Source organism: Shinella zoogloeoides, assembly GCF_003574625.1.
Taxonomy (GTDB): domain Bacteria; phylum Pseudomonadota; class Alphaproteobacteria; order Rhizobiales; family Rhizobiaceae; genus Shinella; species Shinella zoogloeoides_A.
Map to the genome: position 1 here is coordinate 434,056 of NZ_QNUJ01000003.1, position 25,569 is coordinate 459,624.

Here is a 25,569-nt window from a genome sequence, read left to right on the forward strand (position 1 = left end):
GGCCACAGTATCGATGAATTCTTCATTGCTGTCGAGAATATCGATTTTATTTGCAAACCGAACGATGCGATAGCTCTCCTGTCGCAGGCAGACGGATCGGAGATAGCGATGAAGACCACGGCATCCACGCTGGTTCACACGGAAGGCGAGGCCAATACATCCGCCGCACGCGGAGCCTGGAATGCGCGCCTCGGGGACGGGCGAACGCATGACCTCGTCTCGCGCGACGCCGCCGCCTTCCTGCACCAGAGCCTTTCCAGCCCCTGCCTCAGCGCCATCGCAAAGGCGGAAGGCATCTGGATCGAGGATACCGCCGGCCGGCGCTACATGGATTTCCATGGCAACAGCGTGCACCATATCGGCTACGGCCATCCGCGGCTGAGGCAGGCGATCAAGGAGCAGATCGACACACTCAGCTTCGCACCGCGCCGCTTCACCTGCGAGCCGGCGGTCGAGCTGGCGGAAACGCTCGGCCGGCTGGCGCCCGGCGATCTCGGCAAGGTGCTGTTCACGACGGGCGGCTCCGATGCGATCGAGGTCGCGCTGCGGCTCGCCCGCGCCGCGACCGGGCGCTTCAAGACACTCTCCTTCTGGGACGCCTTCCACGGCGCGGGCTTCGGCGCGTCGAGCGTCGGCGGCGAGGCGACCTTCCGCTCGGGCATCGCCGGGCCGCTCCTGCCGGGAGCCGAGCATGTCGCGCCCTGGGCAAGCCGCCGCTGCGCCTACGGCCAGGACGATCTCGAACGCTCCGCCAAGGCCTGCGCCGGCATGATCTCCTATGTGCTTGGCCGTGAGGGCGATTTCGCCGCGCTGGTCGCCGAGCCGATGCGCGCGACGCCCAATCCGCCGGCGCCGGGCTTCTGGAAGGCAGTGCGCGAGGCCTGCAACCGTCACGGGACCTTGCTGATCTTCGACGAGATTCCGACGGGCCTCGGCAAGACCGGCCGTTTCTTCGCCTGCGAGCATGACGAGGTCGTGCCCGACATCCTTGTGCTCGGCAAGGCGCTCGGCGGAGGTGTGCTGCCGATTGCCGGCGTCGTCGCCCGGCGGGACCTCGACGTGGCGGGTGACTATGCCATCGGCCACTACACCCATGAGAAGAACCCGGTGACGACCCGCGCGGCGCTCACGACGATCTCCATCATCCGCGAGGAAGGGCTTGCCGAGCGGGCCGCCGAACTCGGCGACTACGCGATGGAGCGGCTTCGCACCTTCGCGGAGCGCTGCCCCGCCGTCGGCGACGTGCGCGGGCGTGGCCTGCTCTTCGGAGTTGAGCTCGTATCGGACCGCGCGGATTTCACGCCGGACAACGGGCTCGCCGAACGGGCCTATTATCGCTGCCTGGAGGCGGGGCTGAGCCTGAAGATCAGCCAGGGCAACGTCATGACGCTCTCCCCACCCATGGTGATCGCGCGCGAGGACCTCGACCAGGCCCTGACCATTGTCGAAACGGCGATCCTGGCGGGATGAGGAGGACGGAATGCAACGAAGCACGAGAGAATACCCCATGAAAGCCATCCGCACGGACCGGGAGCTCGAATGCCCCGACATCGACGCCGGCCTGCGGGCACGGGGCGTCGACCTCGTCACCCTGCCGGCCGACATTCCGCAGGAGGAACTGATGCGGGAGGTGGCGGAGGCCGATCTCCTCCTGATGTGCTATACGCCGATCACCGCGCCCGTCATCGCCGCGGCGCGGCGGCTGAAGGGCATCGTCAAATATGGCGTCGGCATCGACGCCATCGACATACCGGCGGCCATGGCGCGGGGCATTCCCGTCGTCAACGTGCCGGATTATGCGCAGGAGACCGTGGCCGAGGCGGCCTTCGCCCTGATGATCGCCCTTGCCAGGCGCCTGCCCGAGATCGGCCGGGCGATGGAGCGCGACGGCTGGCTCTGGCCGGAACCCCGCTGGCTCGGCCGCGATATCGCGGGCGCGACGGTGGGGCTGATCGGCATGGGCAAGATCGGCCGCAGCATGGCGCGCATGGTATCTGCCGGCGTCCGGGCACGGGTCCTCGGCTTCGATCCGCATGTCGAGGCGTCCGCCATGGCCGGCCACGGCGTGGAGAAGGCGCACGACCTGCATGCCATGCTGCGACAATGCGATTTCGTCTCGCTGCACATGGCGCTCAGCCCGTCGACGCGCCATATGATCGACCGCGCGGCGCTTGCCTGCATGAAGCCGTCGGCAGTGCTGGTCAACGTCTCGCGCGGGGCCCTGGTCGACGAGACGGCACTGGTCGAGGCCATGCTGGCCGGCCGTCTCGGCGGCGTCGGGCTGGACGTCTACGAGGAGGAGCCGCTGGCGAAGACAGGGCATACGCTGAGCCCGCTCTTCGGCCGCCCGGACGCCATCCTCCTCCCGCATCTGGCGTTCTTCACCGCCGAGGCGATGCAGCGCCTCACCGATGATACGCTGGCGCGATGCTTCGAGATCCTGGACGGAAAGCCCGTCGAGATCCGCTCGCACGATCCGCGCCTGCGGGCGCAGGAAAGCAATGTGCGGTTCGCCTGAAGGAAAGGCGGGGTGGCGCGCACCCCGCCCGAAGCCTATGCCTTGACCCGCAGACCCTTCGGATCGTACGCCGCCGCCAGATGGGCGGTGACGGCGAAGCGCTCACCGGCAAGCTCGACCTCGAACCGGCCGCCCTCCAGAAACGCCCTGTCCACGCCATCGGCATGCTCGATGAGGGCGAGCGCGACCGAGCGGCCGAGCGTATGCCCGTAGGCTGCCGAGCGGACCTCCCCGACGGGCTTGCCGTCGCGCAGGATCAGCTCGCCACCCCATAGCATCGGCCCTGCATCGTCCACCGTGAACTGCACGATGCGGCGCGAGGGCGTTCCCCTCGCCTTTGCGGCGGCGACGGCATCGCGGCCGATGAAGCCGCCGGGCTTGTCCAGCGCGACCGCGAAGGCAAGGCCGGCCTGACAGGGGTCGATATCCGGCGTCAACTCGCGGCTCCACGCCCGGTAGCCTTTCTCCAGGCGCAGCGCCTCCAGCGCATAGTAGCCGCAATCGACGAGCCCAAGGTCCCGGCCGGCTTCCTGCAGCGCCTCGTAGACACCGACCGCGAATTCCGTCGGCACGATCAGCTCCCAGCCGAGCTCGCCGACATAGGTCATGCGGTTGGCATAGGCCGTGGCATAGCCGATATCGATCTCGCGGATGGTGGCGAAGCGGAAACCCTCGCTGGAAAGATCGGCGGAGGTGAGCCGGCCGAGGATGTCGCGCGACTTCGGCCCCATCAGCGCCAGCACCGCATAGGCCGAGGTGACGTCGGTGAGCGTGACATGGGCGTCGGCGGGGATGTTCCGGCGGATCCAGTCCGCATCGTGCACGGCCTGCGCCGAGCCGGTGACGATGAGGAAGCGGTCGGCGGCAAGGCGCATCACCGTCAGGTCGCTTTCATAGCCGCCACGTTCGTTCAACATGCCTGTATAGACGGAGCGGCCGATCTCGACATCGATCTCGGCGGCGCAGATGCGGTTGAGCGCCATCGCGGCGTCGCGGCCCTGCACGAGCAGCTTGGCGAAGGAGGTCTGGTCGAAGAGGCCGGCGGCCTCGCGCGTCGCCTTCATCTCGCGCCGCACCGCCTCATGCCAGTTCTGCCGGCCGAAGGCATAGTCCGTCACCGGCGCCTCGCCCTCGGCGGCGAACCAGTTGGCGCGCTCCCAGCCCATCTTCGAGCCGAAGCAGGCGCCCCTGGCGGTCAGCCGGTCATAAAGCGGCGAGCGGCGGAAGGGGCGCGCCGTGTCCAGTTCGCGGTTCGGCCAGGGCATGGCATAGTGCAGGCCGAGCGTTTCCTTGACGCGGTCGTGCAGCCAGCGCGGATTGTTGTTGAAGTTTGCGAAGCGGCGGATGTCGACCGGCCAGAGGTCCATGGTCGGCGCGCCGTTGACGATCCATTCCGCCAGCGCCCGCCCCGCCCCGCCGGCGCTCGCGATGCCCATGGAATTGAAGCCGGCGCCGACATAGAAATTCTTCAGCTCCGGCGCCTCGCCGAGGATGAAATTGTTGTCCGGCGTGAAGCTTTCCGGGCCGTTGTAGAATTTCTTGACTTCCGAGGTCGCAAGCTGCGGCACGCGCTGCAAGGCGCTCTGCATGAGAATCTCGAACTGGTCCCAGTCGTCCGGCAGGAGCGCGAATTCAAAGTCGTCGGGAATGCCCGCCATGCCCCAGGGCTTGGCTTCCGGCTCGAAGCCGCCCATGACGAGGCCGCCGACCTCCTCCTTGAAATAGATATAGCCGTCGGGATCGCGCATCACCGGAAGGTCCGGATGCACGCCCTCGATGCGGCCGGTGACGATATACATGTGCTCGGCCGAATGGAGCGGCACCGGAACACCGCACATCAGCCCCACCTTGCGCGCCCATTGCCCGGCGCAGTTGACGACGATCTCGGCGGCGATGGCCCCGCGATCCGTCTCGACGCCCGTGACCGCGCCGTTCGCGGTGGAGATGCCGGTGACGCGCACCCGCTCGATGATGCGGGCGCCGCGGCTGCGCGCGCCCTTGGCGAGCGACTGCGTGAGGTCGGTCGGATTGGCCTTGCCGTCGCCGGGCAGCCAGACGGCGCCGGCAAGATCGTCGATCGCCATGACCGGCCAGAGGTCCTGCGCCTCCTTCGGCGAGATCACCTCGATCTCCACGCCCTGCGCGCGGGCAGAGGCGGCGGTGCGCTTCAGCACGGTCATCCGGTCGGCGCTGCGGGCGACGGAAAGCGAGCCGCAGTTCTTCCAGCCGGTGGCTAGCCCCGTCTCCGCCTCCAGCTCGCTGTAGAGCTGCGTGGAATATTTGATGAGGCTCGTCATGTTGGCATGGCTGCGCAACTGGCCGACGAGGCCGGCGGCATGCCAGGTGGTGCCCCCGCTGAGCTGGCCCTGCTCCAGCAGGACGACGTCCCGCCAGCCGAGCTTCGTCAGGTGATAGGCCACCGAGCAGCCGATGATGCCGCCGCCGATGATGACGACCTGCGCCTGTGTTGGAAATTCCTGCGCCATGAAACGACCTCCCGAAACCATGGAAGGCCGCACGGTACCAAAACATCGCCAAAGAACAAGACAGAAAGTTACAAAATATTACATTTAGTCACATGGAAACGATCAGGGTCGGCCCCCTCCGCTCCAGCGCCTCGGCGATGGCCTCCGGCGGGCGGCGGTCGACGATCACGCCGGTTGCCGCCTCGAAGCGCGGAATGCGCAACGGCGTCAACCGGCCGAATTTCGAGCTGTCGAGCACGAAATAGGCCCGGTTTGCCGTTTCGGCCATGCGCGAGCGCTGCTCCGCGCCGCTGCGGGTGAAGTCCGTCACCTCGCCGTCCGGTGACAGGCCGCCGCCGCCAAGGAAGGCGACATCGACCCGGAAATGCGCGATCGCCTCCAGTGCGTCGATGCCGACCGAGGCCTCCTCGTCCGGGTCGATCTCGCCGCCGAGCATGTGCACCCGCACCTGCGGCTGCCGACACATCAAAAGCGCGACAGATAGCGAAGTGGTGCAGATCGTGAGGTTTTTCCGCTCGGAAAGGGCTTGCGCCACCGCGAGCGTCGTCGTGCCGGAATCGAGGAAGACGACCATGCCGTCGCGCACCAGGCCGGCGGCGGCGCGGCCTATCGCCGCCTTGGCGTCGGCATTTTCCTCGCGCCGCTCGGTGAAGGCCGCCTCGGTCGCCTCGAACAGCGTCGCCCCGCCATGCACGAGGTCGAGCTGGCCGCGCTCGGCGAGAAGCTTCAGGTCGCGGCGGATCGTCTGCCGCGACACGTCGAAGAAAGCGGCAAGCTCGGTGATGCTCACCGTGCCGTCCGCCGCAAGGCGGCGCAGGATTTCGCCGTGGCGGCGGGGAGCGAGGGCGCGGGTGTTCTGGGAACCGGACATGACGATATCTGCGATCATTTTTGTCGCTTTGACAAGCCGGGCGCGACATCGACCGTGCATGCCCGGCTCATTCGGGCGATGAATTGTGACAATCGAGACCATATTTCGCCGAAAACACACGGCCGGAATGTCTTTTTATGTTGCATTATGTAATAATTCTTTCCATTCTGCCCTAAATCGTTTTTCACGACCGGGAGGAGACAATGCAACAGGCACGCATGGACGGCAGCCGTTTCATCTTCTGTCTCGTCGACGGCTTCGCGCTGCATGCCTTCTCCGGAGCGCTCGACGCCCTGCGCATCGCCAACGAGGTCGCCGGCCGACCGGTCTACGACTGGCAGGTCGTGACGGTGCATGGCCGGCCGGCAAGTTCCGCCTGCGGCATGCGCGTCGCCGCCGACTTTTCCCTCGCCGAGGCGCGCGAATGGCTCTGCCGGCCGGGCATGGCGCCGCGCTTCGCCGTGGTCTGCGGCGGCAACGCGATCCCCGCGCCCGACCGGCCACTGGAGGCGTGGCTGCGGCTTTGCCGGCGCAGCCGCATCCCGCTGGCCGGCCTTGCCGGCGGGCTCTATCCGCTCGCCCGCGCCGGGCTTCTCGACGAGCGGCGCTGCGCCGTGCACTGGGCGCATTTCCCGGACTTCTCCGAGCGCTTTCCTGCCGCAAAGGCCCGCCAGACGACATTCGAGATCGACGCCGATCTCCATACCTGCGCCGGCGGCAATGCGTCCTTCGACATGTTTCTTGAGATCATCGAGCAGGACCTCGGCAAGGACGTCGCCAACCGCATCTGCGAGGTGGCGCTCTGCGGCCAGTTGCGGGAAGCCGGCGAACGTCAGCGCCTGCCGCTGCAGGCCCGCCTCGGCATCGACAATGCCCTGCTGATCCGCATCATCCAGCAGATGGAGGCCAACCTTTCCGAACCGCTGCGGCTCGCCGACATGCCGCCGGCAAGCGGGCTTTCGCGCCGCCAGATGGAGCGCCTCTTCCGCCGCGAGATGGGCCGCACCCCGGCGCGCTACTATCTCGACCTGCGGCTGGAACGGGCGCATCTGCTGCTCGCCACCTCGTCGCTGCCCGTCATCGAGATCGCCATGGCCTGCGGCTTTTCCACCGCCTCGCACTTCTCCCGCACCTATCGCGAGCGCTACGGCTGCACGCCGCAGGGAACGCGCCTTGCCGAAGTGGAGCGGCGGTCCCTTCCCGAAAGCCGCCGCGACGAGGAACGGCACGTCGCCTGAAACAGATCCCCAAGGAAAAGGCCCCTCATCCGCGATGGAGAGGGGCCTTTTTCATGCAACCTTCGACGCCGGCGTCAGCGCCATGCCTGGGTCCGCGCCAGCAGGCCGCGGGCGACCAGCGCGTGGATAAGCTTGGCGGCGACATTGGTGTAGAAGATCATCATGCCCATGGCGGCTGCCGGGGCGATGTCGCCGGCATCGTCCATGTTGAGCACGGCGACCGAGGCGAGCTTGGTGTTGGTGGAATAGAGGAAGACCACCGCCGAGACCGTCGTCATCGCATTGACGAAGAGATAGATCGCGATGTTGAGGATCGCCGGCAGGCAGACCGGTACCGTGACCCGGAAGAACAGCCGGTGGAAGGGCTGCTTCAGCGAGGCGGCGACGGATTCGAATTCCGGATCCATCTGTTTCAGCGCCGTCAGCGCCGTCAGGTGCGCGACGGTATAGAAGTGCGTCACCGTGGAGACGACAAGGATCGCCATCGTGCCGTAGATGGGATGGAGCGGATTGGCCGGATTGTTGAAGAAGAAGATATAGGCAAGGCCGAGCACCATGCCCGGCACCGCCATGGGCATCATCGCGAGGAAATGGAAGAGGCCGCGGCCGAGGCGGAAGCCGTCCGCCTTCTCCACCATATAGGCGCCGGCGAAGACGACGAGCGAGCCGAACAGCGCCGTCAGCAAAGCCAGCTTGATCGAGTTGCCATAGGCTTCCCAGCCGCCGCCGTCCATCAGGTCGAAGGCGAAGTTCTTCGTCGTCAGCGTCAGGTCGTAGGGCCAGAATTTCACCAGGGCGGCGATCTGGCACATGGCGATCATGCCGAGGATGAAGAGGCTGACGAGGCAGGCGAAGGCAAAGCAGATCGCATCCGTGCGGGCATTGGGCTTCGGCGCATAGGGCACGGCGCGGGCCGACAGCAGCGCCACCTGCCGCTTCTGCATGCGCCGGTCGACGGCGAAGGCGAGGATGGCCGGCACGAGCAGGATGACGGAGACGACCGCGCCCATCTCGAAATTCTGCTGGCCGATCACCTGCTTGTAGATGTCGACGGCGAGCATGCCATATTGCCCGCCGATCACCTTGGGCAGGCCGAAATCGGTGATGACCAGCGTGAAGACGACGAAGGCGGCCGAGACGAGACCGAAACGCGCACCGGGCACGGTGACGGTGGTGAAGGTGCGCCACTTGCTGGCCTTCAGCGAGGCGGCGGCCTCGTAGTGGCGCGCATCGGCCACGGAAAGCGCCGTCAGGATGATCAGGAAGGCATGCGGCAGGGTGAAGAAGACCGAGCCGATGACGATGCCGATCGGACCATAGATGGAATAGCCCATCAGCCAGTCCTTGAAGACACCCTGGTTGCCGAAGAGATAGACGAGCGCGATGCCCGGCAGCAGCGAGGGCACGAGGATCGGGATCGTCAGGACGCCGCGGAAGAGGCCCTTCAGCGGCATGCAGCTCCGCGTCAGTCCATAGGCAAGCGCGAAGGCGATGGCGACGGTGAAGACCGTGCTGATGGCCGCCATCAGCACCGAATTGTAGATCGACTGGGCGAGCGCCGGCGTCGAGAAATAGGCCACGAAGTTATCGAGGCCGAGGCCGCGTGCCGGGCGCAGCACGACGCGGCGGAAGGTGCCGGAATCGTAGTCGCGCCATTCGGTGCCCTTTTCCAGCGTCGAGCCGACGAGGAAGGCCGCATCGGCGGTCGTGCCGCGGATGCGGTAGTGCACGGGGCTGCGGAACTTGAATTCGGGGAAGAACTTGGTCGCCGCCAGCCGCCCGTCGGAATTGCTGGAAAGCTCGCTTTCCGGCACCGCGCCGAGCGTCTCGTTCAATTGCGCGGCGCTGACGACCGGCCCCCAGTTGGTCCCCGTCTCGTCGCTGACCTGGAATTCGAAGGCCGCAAGGTCGAAGCGGTAGGTCGACAGCGACTTCGACAGCATGACGAAGAGCGGCGCGCCGAGCGCGACGATCAGGTAGAGGCCGATGACGGCCATGAAGCCGAGCTTGATGCGGTCGTCGCGGGAGGATTGCTGCCGCAGCCGCTTGCCGGCGAGCGGCAGATGGGGCGTTTCGAGGGCGATGCTCATCGTCATGCGCTCCTCGGATAGAGCAGCAGGCGCTCGCGCGGGATCTCCACCTGGATGACGCCGCCCGTTTCGATGCTGAGACGCCGCACGGCATTGACCGAGAAGTCGGCGACGAGCGTGCGCTCGCCGAGCCGCGGCGCGGTCAGCCGCGTGCGCCAGAACATGCCGAGGAACTCCATTTCCCGGACTTCGGCGTCGATCAGGTTCTGCGGCGTCGAGGGCCGGTCGACGGCGTTGGCCGCATGCGCGTCGGCACCGTGCGGAATGATGTCGACGGGGCGCACGACGGCGGTCGCGGTCGCGCCGGGGGCAAAATCGCCCGTCGGGCAGCGGAAGGCGGAATGGCCGATCTCAACCTCGCCATCCGCGGCGACCTTCGCCGGGAACTGGTTGGTCTCGCCGATGAAGTCGGCGACGAAGAGGGTTTCGGGATGGCGGTAGATCTCGGTGGGCGAGCCGACCTGCTCGATGACGCCGTGGTTCATCACCACGATGCGGTCGGCCATGGCGAGCGCTTCCTCCTGGTCGTGCGTCACCATGATGGTGGTAACGCCAAGCTTGCGCTGCAGCGCCTTGATCTCATGGCGAAGATGCACGCGCACCTTGGCGTCGAGCGCCGAAAGCGGCTCGTCGAGCAGGAGAAGACCCGGCGAGATGGCGATGGCGCGGGCAAGCGCGATGCGCTGCTGCTGGCCGCCGGAGAGCTGGGCGGGATACTTCTTGCCATGCGCCGACAGGCCGACCGTCTCCAGCAACTCGGCGACCCGCGCAGCGACCTCCGCCTTGGGGCGGCCGGTGTTCTCGAGGCCGAAGGCGATATTCTGCTCGATGGTGAGGTTCGGAAAGAGCGCGTAGGACTGGAAGACGATGCCGTAGTCGCGGCTGGAGGCCGGCAGGGTGGAGATGTCGCGACCGTCTTGGAGGATGGTGCCCTTGGTCTGAAGGTCGAGGCCGGCGATGGCCCTGAGCAGGGTCGTCTTGCCGCAGCCGGAGGGGCCGAGGAAACAGATGAATTCGCCCTTCGCGATGCTCAGCGAGATGTCGCGCAGCGCGACGAAATCGCCATAGGCCTTCCACAGATCCGTTATCTCCAGATAAGGGGCCGGCTGGTCCGCCGCACGTTCGGCAGCCCGGGACGGGCTGGTGGGCGTCGGTTCGATCGACAGGGCATGTCTCATCGGCAAGCTCCGCTGGCTTCAGGGATTTCAGGAGAACGGGATGGGCGGAGCGCGACGGCGCCCCGCCCGGCCGAGCGGTGTCAGCTCTTCGGCTCCGACTTGGCGTCGTAGCGCTTCTGCCATTCCTTCAGGATCGCGTTGCGATTGTTGGCGGCCCATTCGAAGTCGTTGTCGATCATCTTGGAGGAGATGTCCGCCGGCAGGTGCTCGACCTGTTTTGCGACGCCCGGATAGGCGACCACGGCATAGCCGACATTGTACATCTCGTTGGCTTCCTTGGTGACCGACCAGTCGACCAGCGTCTTGGCGGCTTCGAGATTCGGCGTGCCGGCGATGATGGCCGTCGCCTCGGCTTCCCAGCCCGAGCCCTCCGAGGGGAAGATGATGTCGATGGGCGCGCCGGCGCTCTTGGCCTTGGCGCCGGGGAATTCGAAGGAAACGCCGATCACCGCCTCGCCGGCGCCCGCCATCTTGCAGGGCTTGGAGCCGGAATGGGTGTAGGCGGAGATGTTCTCGTGCAGCTTGTCCATGAAGCCCCACGCCTTCTCCTCGCCCCACATCTGCATCCAGCCGGAGACGTCGAGGAAGCCGGTGCCCGAGGAGGCCGGGTTCGGCATCACGATATGGCCCTTGTATTCCGGCTTGGTGAGGTCTTCCCAGCTCGTCGGCGGTGTCAGACCGAGCTTCTCGCCCTCCACCGTGTTGTAGCAGAGCGCGGCGACATAGGCGTCCATGCCGACCCAGCTCGGCGGCGTGTCCTTGTCGACGAATTTCTTGTCGAGCGCCTCGACGTCCTTCGGCTGGTAGGGCTCCAGCATGCCCTCTGTCTTGAGGAGGAGCAGCGAGGTCGCGGCAACGCCCCAGACGACGTCGGCCTGCGGGTTATCCTTCTCGGCGAGCAGCTTGGCCGTCATGACGCCGGTGGAATCGCGCACCCAGTTGATCTTGATGTCGGGATGGGCCTTCTCGAAGGTCTCCTTGTAGCGGTCGAGGTCGACGGCCTCCACGGCGGTATAGACCGTCAGTTCGGTCTCGGCGAATGCAATGGTCGGAAGCACGGCGGACATGGCGCCGGCAAGCATAAAAAGCATGCGTCTGTTCATGATTGAAATCCTCTCTGGAGACCTGGAAAAACCCGGGAAGCGCGGCGGGCGATCTGTCGTCACCCTTGTTTACAATCGGCTTCACGAGGCATTCTGGCAGGGGTTTTCGGTAAGTAAAATTTATTATTCTTATCGTTCGGAAAATAAAAACGATGGAAAGAATCCTGCCGCAAACGCAAAAAAGGGAGCCGCGCGAAACGGCTCCCAGCAAAAGGTGATCCCGCAGGGGCTGGCCCGGATCACCACGGGAGGGAGAAGGTCTTCACGTTCGTGAAGCTCTTCATCGCCTCGATGACGCCTTCCTTGTAGCCGTTGCCCGAATCCTTGATGCCGCCGAAGGGGCTCATCTCGATGCGGTAGCCCGGCACTTCCCAGATGTTCACCGTCCCGACCTTGAGGCCCGCGATGTATTTCTGCATGCGGCGGAAATCGTTGGTGCAGACGCCGGAAGAAAGGCCGAAGGCGGTGGAATTGGAGAGCGCGATCAGCGCGTCGTCGTCGTCGGGCGCGCGCACGATCGGGATGATCGGCGCGAAGGTCTCTTCCATGACGAGCTCGCTCGCATGGGAAACCCGGTCGACGACGATCGGCGGGAGCAGCGCACCTCTGCGGCCGGGATCGTAGAGCACCTCGGCCCCCTCCTCCGCCGCCTTGTACACGCGGCGCTCGAAGACCTCCGCCGCCCTGGCGTGAACGACCGTGCCGAGATCCGTCGTACGATCCATCGGATCACCGAACCGCAGCTTCTTCGCCCGCTCCAGCACCAGCGGCACGAAGCGGTCGGCGACGCGTTCCTGGCAGAGGATGCGCTTGACGGCCGTGCAGCGCTGGCCGGAATTCTTCGTCGCGCCCGCCACCGCCAGGTCCGCCGCCCGGGCGAGGTCGTCGTCCGAAAGATCGTTGAGGATGATCAGCGGGTCGTTGCCGCCGAGTTCCAGCACCTGGCGCTTGTATTGGGCATGGGCGGCGATCAGCTTTCCGACCGGCACGGAGCCGGTGAAGGTGATGAGGTCGAAGTTCGGATTGGTAATCATCTCCATGCCGATATCGCCGGGCCAGCCGGTGACGACGGAGAGCATTTCCGGCGGCAGCCCGGCCTCGTAGAGGATGTCGGCGAAGACGAGCGCCGTCATCGGCGTCAGCTCGGTCGGCTTGAGGACGACGCAATTGTTGGTCGCGATCGCCGGGGCCACCTTGTGCGCCACCATGTTGAGCGGATGGTTGAAGGGCGTGATCGCCGAGATGGCGGTCAGCGGCTCGCGGGTGGTGAATATCTTGCGCGCCTTGCCGTGCGGGGTGAGGTCGCAGGAGAAGATCTCCCCGTCGTCATGGATGCACATCTGGCCCGAAAGCGTCAGCACGTCGAAGGCGCGGCCCACCTCGTAGAGCGAATCCTGCTTGGAGATGCCGAGTTCCAGCGTGATGAGATCGGAGACTTCCTCCTTGCGGGCGACGAGCAGCTCGGCCGCCTTGAGGAGGATGCGCTGGCGCTCGTAGCGCGTCAGCTTCGGCTGGTAGGCCGCGGCGATCTCGAAGGCCTTTCTCGCATGCTCGGCATGGCCCGCCGGAACGGTGCCGATGACGGCATCGTTCCAAGGATAGCGCACCTCGATCCGCCCTTCGGTATCGACCGCCTTGCCGGCGATCCGCATGGGCTCATGGCGGATCGCGAACGTCGTTTCCACTTTCGTCATGACTTTCTCCTCGCAGCGCGTCCGCTTCTCCTCTTGCGGCAACGCTCTATGTTCCCTGATGCGGCCGGACGGTTCCGCCCGGCCGCAGGATGCCCTAGTGCGCCGGCTGGGCGGCCGCGACGAGTGCGTAGTAGAAGGCGTCGAAATTGCGCAGCGTGCCGGCTGACGAGAGTTCCGGCAGGACGCGGTTGGCGATGAAGGGCACCGCCTGCTCGGTGAGTCCGCCATGCGAGCGCAGCGGCTCGTTCAGCGCGGCAAGGTCGTGCCGGTGCTCGCTGGTGCCGAGCGTCTTGTTCTGCGAGGAGACGAGGACGATGTCACCGATGCGGTCGTCCGGCAGCTCGAAGCGGATGCAGGCTTCCGGGCGCGAGAGCACGACGTCGATGCCCTCCACCGCCTTCAGCCGCTCGATGATCTCCTCCTTGTCCGCCATCTCGGGCAGATAGGCCGTGGCGAAGGAGCCGAGCGCACCGTGATGGACGACATAGGGGTCGGTGATCGGCAGGATGACGCGGGCGGCGTCCTTGCCGAGCCATTCGTCGAGCAGGTCCTGCACATAGATGACGTCCGGCGAGCCGTCCGCCTTGTGCTTCGGCTTCATGCCATGGTCGGCGGTGACGATGATCGCCGCGCCGAGGGCGTCGAGCTCTGTCAGGTACCTGTCGAACATCTCGTAGAAGGAATTGGCCTCCGGCACGCCTGGCGCATATTTGTGCTGCACGTAGTCGGTGGTCGTCAGGTACATGACGTCGGGGCGGAATTCCTTGAGGAGCTTCACGCCAGCGGCGAAGACGAATTCGGAGAGGTCGGCCGAATAGACTTCCGGAACCGGCCGGCCGAGCCAGGCCGAGGCGTTCTCGATACCGTGCTCCGCCTTGGTCGACTTGTCGGACTTTTCCGAGGAGAAGCAGACCGCGCGGCCGTCGTCGAATTTCAGGCCATGGCCGAGAAGGGCGCGCAGCTTGTCCTTCGCCGTCACCACCGCCACCTTGGCGCCGGCATCGTAGAAGGCCTTGAAAATGGTCGGCGCGCGTAGGAAGCGCGGGTCGTTCATCATCACTTCCTTGCCGGTGGCGGGCTCGTAGAGATAGTTGCCGCAGATGCCGTGGATCGCCGGCGGGCGGCCGGTGGCGATGGACAGGTTGTTCGGGTTGGTGAAGCTCGGGATGACGCTGAGCGCGGTGCGCTCCGTGCCGGTCTTGCGGATGCGCTCGAGCGTCGGCATCAGGCCGGCCTTGATGGCTTCGTCGAGATAGGCCGGCTCGCAGCCGTCGAGGCAGATGGCGATGGCCGGGACGTTCGGCCAGGGATAGGTGCGGCGGTTGGCGGTGACGGTGATCTTGGACATCTGGTTCATCGAGGTTTCCATTCTCTTTCAGGCCGCGAGACGGCTGCGTTCTTCAAGGGCGATGGCCGGCGGGGCGGCGCTGTCGACACCCATTTCGGCCAGCGAGGAGCGGGCGGCCTCCACCACGCGGCGCATGACATGCTCGTCCATGCGGCCGATGCAGCCGACGCGGAAGCTGTCCACCACCGTCAGCTTGCCGGGATAGATGATGAAGCCCTTGTCCTTCATGAGATCGTAGAAGCGATCGAAGGCGAAGGCCGGATGGGCCGGGCTGAAGAAGGTGACGATGATCGGCGAGAGCCACCGGTCGGCGAGCAGCGTCTCGAAACCGAGTTCGCGCATGCCCGCCACCATGACGTCACGGTTGTGGGCATAGCGCGCGCCGCGGGCCGCCACGCCCCCTTCCGCGCGGTGCATGCGCAGCGCCTCCAGGAAGGCGGCGACGACATGGGTCGGCGGCGTGAAGCGCCACTGGCCGGTCTTGTTCATGTGTTCCCACTGGGCATGGACATCGAGGCTGAGCGAATGACTGCGGCCCTTGGCGGCCTCCAGCTCGCTCTTGCGGGCGATGATGAAACCGAAGCCGGGCACGCCTTCGATGCACTTGTTGGCGGAGGAGACGATCGTCTCATAGCGGAAATCGTTGACGCCGGCCGGCACCGCGCCGAAGGCGCTCATGGAATCGACCAGCAGCTTGCGGCCATGCGCATAGACGGTCTCGGAGATCTCCTTCAGCGGATTGAGGATGCCCGAGCTGGTCTCGCAATGGACGACGACGACATGGCTGATTGCCGGATCGGCTTCCAGCGCGGCGGCGACCTCGGTGCCGCGCGGCGGCATGTAGTCGCCCTTGTCGATCACCACATGGGCGCGGCCGAGATAGGAAAGCGTCTGGGCGATGCGCTTGCCATAGGCGCCGTTGCTCAGCACCAGCACCTTGCCGTCCTTCGGCACGAAGCTGCCGAGCATGGCCTCCACCGAGAAGGAGCCGCTGCCCTGCATGGGAACGCAGTCGAATTCACCCGCCGTGTCGCCGGCGATGGCGAGCAGCTCGCCGCGCAGCTCCGCCGTCATGGCGCGGAAGTCGCCGTCCCAGGAACCCCAGTCCCTGAGCATGGCCTCCTTGACCGAATAGGCCGTCGTCAGCGGGCCGGGCGTCAGAAGATAGGGCTCGCCGAGTCGCGGCGTCTCAAGGGGGGCGCTGGCCCTGTCGGAAGCGGTGGTTGGCATGGTCCGTCCTCACGTTTGGCATATCCGGGGACGACAATGGGACGGAAAGATATATATGTAAAATCGTTCTTTTGTATCAATCTATCGATTGAATTTATGATTATCGGGAAGCCTGGACGGTTCAAATGGACTCCGCCACTTTACATAAGCAAAATCGTTCGTCTTAATGAACGCATAGCTTCAATTTATCGAAGGCCGGTCCTCATGCGCTATGTACAACTGCGCGCCTTTCACAATGTGGCGATCCATGGCGGTTTTTCGCGCGCCGCCGAGGCGCTGTTCCTCACCCAGCCCGCGGTGTCGGACCAGGTGCGCAAGCTGGAGGAGGAATACGATGTCCTGCTCTTCAACCGCAACAAGAAGCAGGTGACGCTGACCCAGGCGGGCCATCATCTTCTCGAGGTCACCCGCCGCATGTTCGACGTCGAGCAGCAGGCGCTCGACCTCCTGTCGGAATCGCGGGCCCTGCGCGCTGGAAAGCTGCGCATCGTCGCCGACGCCGCCCATCACCTCCTGCACATCCTCGCCGCCTTCCGCCGCGCCTATCCTTCCGTGCAGGTCTCGATCGACGCCGGCAATACGGAAACGGTGATCACCAGCCTGCATGCCTACGAGGCCGATATCGGCGTGCTCGGCGAGGTGCCGCAATCCAGCGATTTCGATATCCTGAAGCTGAACTCGACGCCGATCATTGCCTTCACCAGCCGCGACTATCCGCTGGGCGACGCAAGGCGGCTCTCGTTCTCCGAGCTTGCAAAGCATCCCCTCGTCATGCGCGAGCGGGGCTCGAAGACCCGCCAGAAGCTGGAGATGATGGCGGCGCAATGCGGCGTGCCGCTCGTCCCGCTCATCGAGGCGGAAGGGCGCGAGGCCGTGCGGGAGATCGTGGCGGCCGGCGGCGGCGTCGGCTTCGTCTCCTCGGCGGAATTCGGGCAGGACAACCGCCTCATCCCGATCGAGATCGACGCGCCCGAGATGCGGATGGACGAAGCGCTCATCTGCCTGCGCGAGCGCGCCAACGGCAAGCTGGTGAACGCCTTCTTCGACATCGCCCGCAAGCTGGCGGCGCCGCCGGCGTAGCATTCGACAGACCGAAGCGGCGTGCGGCAGGAGAATTGCCGGCACGCCGCCCCGGATCGCAGGAAAGCCGACGCCTTGAAGTGCGGACCTCCGCCGGCTTGCCTGCGCGGGAGGCCGTTATTCGCTCGAACCGGCTTTCGGCAGGGCCGCCCATTCGGCGAGGAAGGCGTCGCGGCTCTTCGCCGCCTCGTCCTCATCGATCTTGAAGACCTTGATCGAGGAAAGCTCCGGCAGCTTGACGTAGTCGGAGACCTTGATATCGGTGCGGCTCGGGCGGCGGAAGGCGACCTTCAGCAGCTCAATCTGCGAGTCCTTGGACAGCAGCGCGTCGATGGCCTTCCTGGCATCGTCGCCGGCCGGCGCGCCCTTGACGAGAGCAGAATATTCCGGGGTCGTGAAAGTGCCGGACGACGGATAGACGATGCTGATCTCCGTCTGGCCGCCATCCACATAGCTGTAGCTGTTCGTCTCGAAGGTGATGCCGGCGGCATATTCGCCCATCGCGACGCCCTTCGGCACGGCCGAGGACGACGAGGAGACGACGAGGTTTGCGACGAGCGCCTTGTAGGTCTCCGCGTCGAGGAGCTTGGAAAGACCCCAGACGATCGTGTAGCCGGTCGAGCTATTTGCCGGATCGGGCAGGATGATGCGGCCCTTCCATGCGGGATCGGCAAGATCCTTCCAGTCGGCGGGCGCGGGCGCGCCGTCGAGCTGGTCAGTATTGACCATCACGGTCACGACATGGAGGTTCGCCGGCTGGAAATAGTCGTCGGCAACGCGCAGATCCGCGGGAACGGCGGAAAGCTCCGGCGAGGAATAGGGCTCCAGCACGTCCTTGAAGGCGCCCATCGTGTTGGCCGAGGACGACCAGAAGACATCGCCCTGCGGGGCGGCCTTTTCCGCCTCGATGCGGCGCAGCAGCACGCCGCTGCCGCCGGTGATGATGCCCGTCGTCAGGCCGGCCTTGTCCTTGATGACGGCCTGCGCGGCTTCGACGGCCGGCACCGGATTGGTGGTGTAGATAACCGGGTCGGCAGCTTCGGCGCCCGCGGCAAGGCCGGCGAGCAGGAGCGTGGTTGCGGCAAGTTTCTTCATGGCAGTTCCTCTCTTTCTTCTGGTTCTGGGCTTCATTTCGAGGCGAACAGGTCGACCTTGAACAGGGTGGTGGCGACGACGACCGGCACGAGGATCACGGCGACGAGCACCAGGCCATAGGCCGAGGCATAGGCCATGAGGCCGGAATCGATGAGCCGGAAGATCTGGATCGGCAGGGTCTCGCGGCCGCCGGAATAGACGAGCAGCGAGGCGGAAAGCTCCGAGACCGTCGTCGTCCAGGTCAGGATCGCGGCCGAGGCGACGGCCGGCAGCATCATCGGCAGCACGACGCGCAGGAAGGTGCGGAACGGCGGCGAGCCGAGGCTGATCGATGCCTCCTCGATGGAGTTGGGGATATTGTGCAGGATCGCCTGGCCGTTGCGCATGCCGAAGGGCATGCGGCGGATGACATAGGCGAGCACGATGATCGTCGACGTGCCCGTCAGCGCCAGGAAGCCGCCGTTGAACGAGGCGAGCAGGCCGACGCCGAGAACCGTGCCCGACAGCGCCAGCGGAATGGCCGAGACATAGTCGATCAGCGGCGTCATCAGGTTCGGCTTCTTGACGACGAGATAGCTGACCAGCGTCGAGAAGGCGACGGAGATGACGGTCGCGATGCCGGCATAGAGGATCGAGTTGACCAGCGGGCCGGGCGCCGTGATGAAGACGCGCGCCATGTTGTCGAGCGTCCATTCGCCCCAGCGCATGACGGGACCGCGCGAGACCGTGAAGGCGCCGACCGCGATGGTCACGAGCGGCAGTAGCGAGATCGCGACGACGATGCCCGCCGCGCCGCTGACGAGGACGCCCTGCGCGCCCCTCAGCGGCTGCGGCCTGGCCCCTCTCCCCTGGACGATCTCGTAGCGGCCCCTCGCGATGACGCGGCGGTTGAGGAACAGCACGGCCATGACGATCAGCACGGAGATGCTGGCGAGCGTGCTCTGCATGGTGAGGTTGCTTGCGCCCTCCGCCACGGCCGCCTGGTAGATCGCCACCGACAGCAGCCGCACGTTGTGCCCCAGGATGGTGGAGATGGCGAAATTGCCGATGACCATGGTGAAGACGAGCAGCGCGGAAGCGAGGATCGCCGGCCGGATGACCGGCAGCATGACATGGATGCGCGAGCGGGCCGGTGCGGTGCCGAGGCTCTGGGCGGCCTCCTCCAGTTGCGCGTCGAACTTCCCGATGGCCGCCACCGTGCCGATATAGACATAGGTGTAGTAGATGAAGCTCATCGAGGTGATGAGGCCGAACCAGCCGTAGAAGCTCGGGATGAAGATGCCGTAGCCCTTCAGGAAGCGGGTGATGACGCCGTTGTTGCCGAGGATCATCAGCCAGGTCTGCGCCGTCACCACTTCCGGGATGACGAGCGTGATGAGCGGCAGCAGCGTGATGAACAGCTTGCCGCGGAAGCGATAGCGCGCCGAGACATAGGCGAGCGGCACGCCGATCAGCGTCGAGAACAGCGTGACGACGGTGGCGAGCAGCAGCGTGTTGCCGATGGCCGAAAGGCTCTGCCAGTCCTCCAGAAGCTGCAGCCAGCCCGAGCGGCCCTCGCCGACAAAGCTCGCGGTGAAGATATAGAGGAGCGGATAAAGCACGAAGACGCCGAGAAGGGCGAGCGCGAGGGCCGAAAGCCAGGGCCAGGGGGTGCGGAAAGCCGAGTGGTTCATGCGCGGATCACCCGTGCGGCTGCGGGATCGAAGCCCAGGTGGATGGCCGCGCCCGGCTGGAAGGCATCGTGCCCCGCGCCGTGCATCTCGGCATTGAGCACGAGGCCGCCGGCGCATTCGACGCTGTAGCTGGTGCGCGATCCGAGATATTGCCGGCCGCGGACGGTCGCGGGCAGCGACTGCCGGCCGGCGACGGGCGCCGCGGAAATCGCGAGGTCTTCCGGCCGCAGGACGAGAAGGCCCTTGTCCGCCGGCCCTTCCAGCGCGTCGGTCGCCACGAGGCGGGTGCCGGCGACTTCGACCTCGACAAGGCCGGAGGCAGTGGGACGGACCGGAACTTCGGTGCGATTGGCCGCGCCGACGAAATCGGCGACATAGCCGGTGCGCGGCGTCGCATAGATCTGCTGCGGGGAGCCGAGCTGCTCGACCTTGCCCTTGTTCATCACGCCGATGAGATCGGACATGGACAGGGCTTCCTCCTGGTCGTGCGTCACGAAGACCGTGGTGATGTTGGCCTCGCGCTGCAGCTCGATGATCGTCTCGCGGATCTGCACGCGCAGCTTGGCATCGAGGTTGGAAAGCGGCTCGTCCATCAGCAGCACGGCCGGCTTGATGACGAGGGCGCGGGCCAGCGCCACGCGCTGGCGCTGGCCGCCGGAAAGGGCGGCCGGATGGCGCGACAGAACATGGCCGAGACCGACGCGCTCCAGCGCAGCCTTCACCTTCTGCTCGACGCCGGGGCCCTTTTCGCCGCGGGCGCGAAGACCGTAGGCGACATTATCGGCGACCGTCTTGTCGGGGAAGAGGGCGTAATCCTGGAACACCATGCCGATGGCGCGTTTGTGCGGCGGCAGCTCGGTGACGTCGCGGCCGCCGAAGCGGATCTGGCCGCCGCTTGCCGGTGCGAAACCGGCAATGGTGCGCAGCAGCGTGGTCTTGCCGCAGCCGGACGGGCCCAGCAGCGTGAAGAAGCAGCCCTCGGGAATATCGAGGGAAAGGCCGGAAATGACGGTCTCCGCGCCGTATTTCACCGAGAGATTTGAAATCGCTATGCCCATGGTTTCCCCTCTTTGGTCTTTGAGCCTATGCGCCGGAAAGGGCGGCCGGGGCCGCCTTCAGGTCCGTGATGAGTTCGAGCGCCTGGCGGTGCACCCCGGCGTCCCCTGCCCCCAGCAACTGGCCGGAGCTTTCGAGCGTCAGCGGCGCGCCCGCCCAGTCGGTGACGATGCCGCCCGCGCCTTCCACGATCGGCCGGAAGGGCGCGAAGTCGAAGACCTTCTGGCCGCCGTCGATGGCAAGGTCCGTGCGACCGTCGGCCAGAAGGCCGTAATTGAGGCTTGCCCCGCCATAGGCGCGCGCGCCGGTCACCGCGCGCAGCCGGTCGAGCGCGGGGCGCTCGGCAGGGGCGAAATAATCCTGGTTGCTGTTGGTCATGATCGCCCGGCCGATCTCCGGGCAGGACCGCACGCGGATGGGACTGCCGTTGCGCGTCGTCTGCCGGCCCTCGGCGCCGACCCAGCGGGAATCGATGGCCGGAATGTCGATGATGCCGAGCCGCGGCACGCCCCCGACGGCAAGCGCGATCAGCGTGCCGTAATAGGGAAGGCCCGCGATGAAAGCGGTCGTGCCGTCGATGGGATCGAGCACCCACACGTAATCGCTGCCGGGACGCACCCAGTCGCGCTCCTCGCCGATGATGCCGTGGGCGGGGTAGCGGGCGGAGATCATCTCGCGAAGGCGGTCCTCGATGAGGATGTCCATGGCGGTGACGAGGCTGCGGTCCGCCTTCACCGAGACGTCGACGCGCGCCATGCCGTTTTCCCTCAGAACAGTGCGGGCGACGTCGGCCAGCTCCACGGCGAAGGCCACATGCTGTTCTTCGATGAGGGCGGCGCTGGTCATTCTCTTTCGACACTTTCCCGGTTGTCGGACAGCCGCCATCGTTCCCGCCTGGGACGCGGATCGACGTGCCGGGCCATGGGGTTCCGACCGATTGATGGATATGGGGCAGGCCATTTCGGCCTCTGCGATCTTCCTACATTCAAATCGCCAATGTGGCAATATGTGTTTTAGTTGGCAAAGTGAGTTTTTATGCGGCAAGCGATATGGCGCTTGTGGCAAAGATGGGCATCGCCTATCAATATGTGCAGCAAGGGAGGGCTCCGGCATGTGGCAGGAAGAGCGTCAACAGAAAATCCGTTCGCTGCTCGCCGCCTACGGCCAGGTGTCGATCGACCGCATCGTCGAGGATTTCGGCGTCTCGCGCGAAACGATCCGCCGCGACCTCATGGACATGGAGGTCGCGGGCGAACTGAAGCGCGTGCGCGGCGGGGCGGTTCCCATGGTGGCGCGCGAGGACACGACCTTCGGCGTGCGCATCACCCTGCGCCGGCAGGAGAAGCGCGCGATCTGCGCCACGGCGCTCGGCTATCTCGAAAGCGGCCAGACGATCTTCATGGATGCGGGCGCCACCACTTCCACCATGGCCGAGGCGCTGGCCGGCCCCACGGGGCTCACCAATCTCACCATCCTCACCAACTCGGTCGACGTCGCCAGCCAGCTCACGGAGCGGCCCGGCGACCTTTCGCGCGGCACCCGCGTCATCCTGCTTGCCGGCAACGTGAAGCAGGACCCGATGGAAACCTATGGCGAGGCGACGATCAACGACATCCAGCGTTACCGCGCCGATGTCGCCCTGCTCGCCCCCTGGGGTGTCGACGCCACGATGGGCGCGATGAACTACTTCCTGCACGGCGCCGAGATCGCCCGCGCCATGGTGCGCAATTCCGGCCGGACGATCATCCTCGCCGACCATTCCAAGGTGGGCGTCGTCAGCCGCTCGGTGTTCTGCGAGACGGGCGAGATGGCCCATCTCATCACGGATGCGAAGGCCCGCCAGAAGCCCGGCTTCGAGGCCCTCGCCGCCGCCGTGCCGGGGCTCGTCGTCGCCGGTGAATGACAAGCTGTGAATCTCCGGGCCGGGTTACAGGATGAAAAAGGAATGTAGCTTATCTACATTTCTTTTGATAAATGTAGATTTCTTCACTATACCCAGGATCACGCACGGCGAGTGAGACCTGAAAGCCCCCATGGCTTTTGCAGGGGCCGTGGCGCACATCTGGAGGAAATCGAAAATGAAACGCCGTTTCGCGCTGGCTTCAGCGCTCGCAGTCCTGTGCTCGCATGTCTTCACGGCCGGTGGCGCCGCGGCAGCGGGAATGACCGTCTATTGCCCGATGTCGGAAGACGATTGCGGCGCCGTCCTGAAGGCCTTCAAGGACGATACCGGCATCGAGGCGCAGTTCGTGCGCATCGGCGCCGGCGAGATCCTCGCCCGCATCCGGGCGGAAAAGGCCAATCCGCAGGCGGGCCTCTGGCTCGCGGGCGCTGCCGACAACTTCATCCAGGCCGCGTCCGAAGACCTGCTCGCCCCGCACAAGGCCGCCGGCATCGACAAGGTCGACCCGCGCTACACAGACAAGGAAGGCCGCTGGACGCCGATCTCGCTGTCGCCAATCGTCTTCGCCTACAGCCAGCAGGTTCTCGACGAGATCGGCGCCAAGCCGCCGACGAGCTGGAAGTCCTTCGCCGATCCGGTCTTCAAGGACAGCGTCGCCCTCGCCCACCCGGCATCCTCGGGCACGGCCTATGTCGCGCTCGCCTCCATGGTCCAGCTCGACGGCGAGGAGCCGGCTTTCGAGCTGATGAAGGAGATCGACAAGAACGTGGTGCAATATACCCGTTCGGGCGTCGCCCCCTCGCGCATGGTCGCCAACAACGAGATCGCGCTCGCCATGGCCTATACGCAGGACATCGAAGCGGCGCTCGCGCAGGGCTATCCGGTCGGCTACTCCTTCCCCGAGGAAGGCACCGGCTTCGAGGTGAACGCCGCCGCCGCCATCGCCAATGCGCCGGAAGAACAGGCCAGGGACGCCGCCGCCTTCCTCGACTGGATCCTGACCGAAAAGGGCCAGGCCGCCATGGGCGCCACTTTCCGCGGTCCGATCGTGCCGGGCTACAAGAACCCCGAAGCCAAGATCGACCTCTCCAACGTGAAGATGATCGACTACGACTTCACCTGGGCCGGCGAGAACCGCGCACGCCTGCTGGAGCGCTACGAGAACGACGTGCGCCACAAGGCCGACGCCAAGTAAGGCAGCAGGCCCCAACAGCAGGCAGGAGCATTCCCGGCTTTCTCCGGCTCGGGAATGCTCCGCCCCTTTGTCTCATGCGATTCCGAGCGGAAGGCCGTTGCTGGAATTGCCCAAGGAGCCCCCAATGACCCTCGTTTCGCAAGCGGCCCCGTCCGCAAGGGCCGGGACGTCGCCGGCATTCCTGCGCAAGATCGTCGTCGATCCGTGGCTGTTCGGCATCTTCGCCCTCGTCACGCTCTCCGTGCTGGTCTTCGCCGCGCTGCCGATCTTCGTCGTCATGAAGCAGGCCGTCGTCACCGACCGCGGGTTCGATCTCGGCGTGCTCGTCGACACGCTGTCCCAGTCCTTCGTCTGGACCTCCTTCGCCAACACGCTGATGCTCGGCGCCACCTCGGCGATCATCGCCACCGCCGCCGGCTTCCTGCTCGCCTTCACGGCGACCCGCACCACCATGCCGGGGAAAACCTTCGTGCATGGCGTGGCGCTGCTGCCGATCATCTCGCCGCCCTTCGTCATGGCGCTGGCCGTGGTCATCCTGTTCGGCCGCTCCGGCCTCATCACCCGCGAGCTGCTCGGCATCCGCAACGCCAATGTCTACGGCTTCCATAGCCTGGTGCTGATCCAGTCGCTGGCCTTCACGCCCATCGCCTATCTCAACATCCGCGGCATGCTGCAATCCATCGACACGGCGCTGGAGGATGCCTCCGCCTCGCTCGGCGCTTCGCGCTGGACGACCTTTTCGCGCGTCACGCTGCCGCTCGTCACCCCGGCGATTCTCTCCTCGACGCTGCTCGTCTTCGTCAAGTCGGTCGAGGATTTCGGCAATCCGATGCTGATCGGCGGCAACTACAACACGCTCGCCGTCGAGGCCTATTCGCAGATGGTCGGCTATTTCAACCTGCAGGCCGGCGCGCTGCTCGCAAGCCTTATGCTGGTGCCGTCCATGACCGCCTTCCTCATCCACCGCTACTGGGTGAGCAAGCGCAGCTATGTGACCGTGACCGGCAAGCCCTCCGCCCAGACGATCCGCATCTCCGGCGGCGTGGTCGTGCCGCTGGCGCTCGGTTGCTACGCCATCGTCTTCGCCATCCTGCTCTTCTACCTGACGGTGGTCTACGTCTCCTTCACCAAGCTGCCCGGCGTCAACAACACGCTGACGCTGGACCACTACGCCACCGTCTTCACCGCCGGCTTCCAGACGCTCACCAACTCGCTGCTGCTCGCCGGCATCGCGACCCCGGTCACCGCCGTCGCCGGCATGCTGATCGCCTATCTCCTGATCCGCAAGGCGTTTCCGGGCAGCTTCCTCTTGCGCTGGGCGACGCTGCTCTCCTTCGCCGCGCCCGGCACCATCCTCGGCATCGGCTATGTCAGCACGTTCAACGCCGCGCCGCTGCTTCTGACCGGCACCGCCTTCATCGTCGTCGCCGCGATGGTGGTGAAGAACCTGCAGGTCGGCATCGAGGCCGGTTCCAACCAGCTGCGCCAGATCGACAAGTCGATCGAGGAGGCCTCCACCATCCTCGGCGCCTCGAACACGCGCACCTTCTTCCAGGTCACGCTGCCGCTGCTGAAGCCCGCGCTGTTCACCTCGTTGTCTTACGCCCTCACCCGTTCGCTGACGACGCTGTCGGCGGTGATCTTCCTCGTCTCGGCCAACTGGACGCTGATCACCGTCACCATCCTCTCGCAGGTGGAAACGCTGAAGCTCGGCGTCGCGGCGGCCTATTGCAGCATCCTCGTCTTCGTCGTGCTCGCCATCCTGGCGGTCATGCAGCTCGTTCTCAATTCGGCATCGAAGAGGTAAGCCC

At 65.8% G+C, this 25,569-nt stretch carries 20 protein-coding genes; 8 read left to right on the plus strand and 12 right to left on the minus strand.

Annotation, left to right across the window (positions count from 1 at the left end; all coding sequences use genetic code 11):
- Window positions 1-108 precede the first annotated feature (108 nt).
- Both pbfA and DSD28_RS08015 read left to right on the plus strand, forming a co-directional pair.
- Window positions 109-1,470 (plus strand): (R)-1-hydroxy-2-aminoethylphosphonate ammonia-lyase, encoded by a 1,362-nt coding sequence (gene pbfA / locus DSD28_RS08010; RefSeq protein WP_119255851.1) that lies wholly within the window; start codon window positions 109-111, stop codon window positions 1,468-1,470.
- A gap of 37 nt (window positions 1,471-1,507) precedes the next feature.
- Window positions 1,508-2,518 carry a 2-hydroxyacid dehydrogenase gene (locus DSD28_RS08015; RefSeq protein WP_119255852.1) on the plus strand — a complete coding sequence of 337 codons (1,011 nt, stop codon included), beginning with the start codon at window positions 1,508-1,510 and terminating at the stop codon, window positions 2,516-2,518.
- A 35-nt stretch (window positions 2,519-2,553) separates the two neighbouring features.
- On the opposite strand, the gene DSD28_RS08020 is transcribed toward DSD28_RS08015, so the two are convergent.
- Both DSD28_RS08020 and DSD28_RS08025 read right to left on the minus strand, forming a co-directional pair.
- Entirely contained in the window at window positions 2,554-5,004 is a 2,451-nt protein-coding gene (locus DSD28_RS08020; protein WP_119255853.1) for a GcvT family protein, read from the minus strand.
- A gap of 88 nt (window positions 5,005-5,092) precedes the next feature.
- Window positions 5,093-5,875, minus strand: a complete 783-nt coding sequence (locus DSD28_RS08025; RefSeq protein ID WP_119255950.1) for a DeoR/GlpR family DNA-binding transcription regulator — start codon at window positions 5,873-5,875, stop codon at window positions 5,093-5,095.
- 203 nt (window positions 5,876-6,078) lie between these two features.
- Between DSD28_RS08025 and DSD28_RS08030 the strand changes: the two genes are divergently transcribed.
- Window positions 6,079-7,113 (plus strand): GlxA family transcriptional regulator, encoded by a 1,035-nt coding sequence (locus DSD28_RS08030; RefSeq protein WP_119255854.1) that lies wholly within the window; start codon window positions 6,079-6,081, stop codon window positions 7,111-7,113.
- A gap of 74 nt (window positions 7,114-7,187) precedes the next feature.
- Here DSD28_RS08030 and DSD28_RS08035 read toward each other — a convergent pair whose 3' ends face one another.
- From DSD28_RS08035 to DSD28_RS08045, 3 genes are all read right to left on the minus strand, one after another.
- Window positions 7,188-9,203, minus strand: coding sequence for a putative 2-aminoethylphosphonate ABC transporter permease subunit (locus DSD28_RS08035; RefSeq protein WP_432430844.1), 2,016 nt, complete (start codon window positions 9,201-9,203; stop codon window positions 7,188-7,190).
- A gap of 2 nt (window positions 9,204-9,205) precedes the next feature.
- Complete coding sequence (locus tag DSD28_RS08040) at window positions 9,206-10,381, minus strand: putative 2-aminoethylphosphonate ABC transporter ATP-binding protein (protein ID WP_119255856.1); 1,176 nt, start codon at window positions 10,379-10,381, stop codon at window positions 9,206-9,208.
- Window positions 10,382-10,461: 80 nt separating this feature from the next.
- Window positions 10,462-11,484: a putative 2-aminoethylphosphonate ABC transporter substrate-binding protein gene (locus tag DSD28_RS08045; protein WP_119255857.1), complete on the minus strand. Its 1,023-nt coding sequence runs from the start codon at window positions 11,482-11,484 to the stop codon at window positions 10,462-10,464.
- Here DSD28_RS08045 and DSD28_RS25815 point away from each other — a divergent pair.
- A complete protein-coding gene (locus DSD28_RS25815) occupies window positions 11,471-11,758 on the plus strand; it encodes a hypothetical protein (RefSeq protein WP_162911295.1) in 288 nt (95 codons plus the stop codon). The two genes, DSD28_RS08045 and DSD28_RS25815, sit on opposite strands and share 14 nt — an antisense overlap.
- Here DSD28_RS25815 and phnY read toward each other — a convergent pair.
- From phnY to DSD28_RS08060, 3 genes are all read right to left on the minus strand, one after another.
- Complete coding sequence (phnY, locus tag DSD28_RS08050; protein ID WP_119255858.1) at window positions 11,724-13,178, minus strand: phosphonoacetaldehyde dehydrogenase; 1,455 nt, start codon at window positions 13,176-13,178, stop codon at window positions 11,724-11,726. The two genes, DSD28_RS25815 and phnY, sit on opposite strands and share 35 nt — an antisense overlap.
- A gap of 94 nt (window positions 13,179-13,272) precedes the next feature.
- Window positions 13,273-14,535 (minus strand): phosphonoacetate hydrolase, encoded by a 1,263-nt coding sequence (gene phnA, locus DSD28_RS08055; protein ID WP_119255951.1) that lies wholly within the window; start codon window positions 14,533-14,535, stop codon window positions 13,273-13,275.
- Between the two features lie 18 nt (window positions 14,536-14,553).
- Entirely contained in the window at window positions 14,554-15,756 is a 1,203-nt protein-coding gene (locus tag DSD28_RS08060; RefSeq protein ID WP_119255859.1) for a 2-aminoethylphosphonate--pyruvate transaminase, read from the minus strand.
- A gap of 204 nt (window positions 15,757-15,960) precedes the next feature.
- On the opposite strand from DSD28_RS08060, the gene DSD28_RS08065 reads away from it, so the two are divergent.
- Complete coding sequence (locus DSD28_RS08065; protein ID WP_119255860.1) at window positions 15,961-16,836, plus strand: LysR substrate-binding domain-containing protein; 876 nt, start codon at window positions 15,961-15,963, stop codon at window positions 16,834-16,836.
- Between the two features lie 117 nt (window positions 16,837-16,953).
- Here the strand turns inward: DSD28_RS08065 and DSD28_RS08070 are convergent, their stop codons facing one another.
- Genes DSD28_RS08070 through DSD28_RS08085 form a run of 4 tightly spaced genes read right to left on the minus strand, consistent with a single transcriptional unit; the run spans window position 16,954 to window position 21,506 of the window.
- Complete coding sequence (locus DSD28_RS08070) at window positions 16,954-17,931, minus strand: ABC transporter substrate-binding protein (protein ID WP_162911296.1); 978 nt, start codon at window positions 17,929-17,931, stop codon at window positions 16,954-16,956.
- A 32-nt stretch (window positions 17,932-17,963) separates the two neighbouring features.
- Window positions 17,964-19,604, minus strand: a complete 1,641-nt coding sequence (locus DSD28_RS08075; protein ID WP_119255862.1) for an ABC transporter permease — start codon at window positions 19,602-19,604, stop codon at window positions 17,964-17,966.
- On the minus strand, window positions 19,601-20,662 hold the full coding sequence (locus DSD28_RS08080) for an ABC transporter ATP-binding protein (protein WP_119255863.1): 1,062 nt from the start codon (window positions 20,660-20,662) through the stop codon (window positions 19,601-19,603). Before DSD28_RS08080 ends, DSD28_RS08075 begins: the two co-directional genes overlap by 4 nt.
- A gap of 25 nt (window positions 20,663-20,687) precedes the next feature.
- Complete coding sequence (locus DSD28_RS08085) at window positions 20,688-21,506, minus strand: inositol monophosphatase family protein (RefSeq protein ID WP_119255864.1); 819 nt, start codon at window positions 21,504-21,506, stop codon at window positions 20,688-20,690.
- 265 nt (window positions 21,507-21,771) lie between these two features.
- On the opposite strand from DSD28_RS08085, the gene DSD28_RS08090 reads away from it, so the two are divergent.
- The 3 genes from DSD28_RS08090 to DSD28_RS08100 all read left to right on the plus strand — a co-directional run bounded on the left by DSD28_RS08090 (window position 21,772) and on the right by DSD28_RS08100 (window position 25,565).
- Window positions 21,772-22,563 carry a DeoR/GlpR family DNA-binding transcription regulator gene (locus tag DSD28_RS08090; protein WP_119255865.1) on the plus strand — a complete coding sequence of 264 codons (792 nt, stop codon included), beginning with the start codon at window positions 21,772-21,774 and terminating at the stop codon, window positions 22,561-22,563.
- A gap of 175 nt (window positions 22,564-22,738) precedes the next feature.
- Window positions 22,739-23,758 carry an ABC transporter substrate-binding protein gene (locus tag DSD28_RS08095; protein ID WP_119255866.1) on the plus strand — a complete coding sequence of 340 codons (1,020 nt, stop codon included), beginning with the start codon at window positions 22,739-22,741 and terminating at the stop codon, window positions 23,756-23,758.
- Window positions 23,759-23,882: 124 nt separating this feature from the next.
- Window positions 23,883-25,565 carry an ABC transporter permease gene (locus DSD28_RS08100; RefSeq protein ID WP_119255867.1) on the plus strand — a complete coding sequence of 561 codons (1,683 nt, stop codon included), beginning with the start codon at window positions 23,883-23,885 and terminating at the stop codon, window positions 25,563-25,565.
- Window positions 25,566-25,569: the final 4 nt, after the last annotated feature.